The organism is Haloquadratum walsbyi J07HQW2 (assembly GCF_000415985.1).
In the GTDB taxonomy this organism is placed as follows: Archaea; Halobacteriota; Halobacteria; order Halobacteriales; family Haloferacaceae; genus Haloquadratum; species Haloquadratum walsbyi_B.
Window position 1 is genome coordinate 1946425 of the sequence record NZ_KE356561.1, and the last position, 1198, is coordinate 1947622.

Here is a 1198-nt window from a genome sequence, read left to right on the forward strand (position 1 = left end):
TAGCTCCCGATCAGTGAGCTGTCGGTACCACTCGAGTGCCTGCTCACGAAACGCGTCGATTGCCAACTCAGTCCCTCAGCGTCGATAGTATACGTGTCAAGAAACGCTTGTACGGCACTCTCATAACGACGAGAATTTGTCGAGACATCCCAAATCTGCGGTCGGCTCGAAAGCTTGCAGACTCGTGCCATCGTGGTACATGATGTGGACCCGAGGAAAATAGTTGAGTTGGGTCGGAACATGTGGCACACGAACGATTGTCCAGTCGTCAGTAAGTGCTCCGCTGCTCATGCACGTCCCGCCACGCGTGCCAGTTGGTGTATCGACGACGAGCCGGTGTGAACTGTGGGCTTTCATATTCGAAGCTACTGACACCCGCTTCAGCCGGTCCAGTAGCCAGTGTTCGCCCAGCAGCGTCTAATCGAAGCGTACCATCATGTGTGAGCCACCACTCGGCTGTGTTGGCATCCTTCGGGAGCAATACCACCGAACCATCGTCGGTTCGGACAGGTGCTGTCAACTTGTACAACAATGTCTCAGTGTTTGTTGTGTCTCTGAACGGCGCTTGTACGACAGTAGCTGCCCACGTGGCGGCCTTTGCTGACCCAACCACGAGCGCGACGCGTCGATCCTGCATGTCCGCGCGGGCAATATTGGTCAGGAGGTTCGCAGGTTTGGTCGTGTTTTTTGATTCAATCTCGATAGCGAGGGTTTCCTCACCAGTGTCACACCGGAGATCCGGTCTGGAGGCGGTCTGTTGTGATCTCCGTCACCTCATAACCTTGTTCACGAAACCACTGTGCAGTGAACGCCTGTAGAGACTGGTGTTCAGTGGCGCTTTCATTCATGACGGCCGGTGGCGTTGCTATCGCCGGCGTGTGCTGACCGTGACCCTGGTTGGTTCCAGCGGCGCCACGGACGAGTTCTTATGTTACGAGTGTGGGTGCGTCACGTGGAGTGGATGATTCCCAGCAATCCGACGTGTAGTACAGTGGAAGGATATCAAAAAGCATCGGGAGGTGTGCCGGGCGAACGGGCATCTTTGGATAGTCTACCATGTCTGGATAGCCGGAGCGATATCCGTCTCGACCCCGCAACAGATCACAGCACTCGCTCGTTTCAGCGTAGAACCCGAACAACGACTCGTTTGACAGAAATCCTGCCGGTCGATACACTGCTGCGAGATCGTAGTTGTACT

Annotated in this window: 3 protein-coding genes; all 3 read right to left on the reverse strand. The window is 55.3% G+C overall.

The features are described from left to right. A partial coding sequence (locus J07HQW2_RS18235; RefSeq protein ID WP_021055161.1) for a hypothetical protein occupies positions 1-191 on the reverse strand: 191 nt, incomplete at its 3' end. 77 nt (positions 192-268) lie between these two features. Further along, entirely contained in the window at positions 269-637 is a 369-nt protein-coding gene (locus J07HQW2_RS09065; protein WP_021055162.1) for a hypothetical protein, read from the reverse strand. A gap of 289 nt (positions 638-926) precedes the next feature. Beyond that, on the reverse strand, positions 927-1198 hold a 272-nt coding region (locus J07HQW2_RS09070; RefSeq protein ID WP_021055163.1), incomplete at its 5' end, for a hypothetical protein.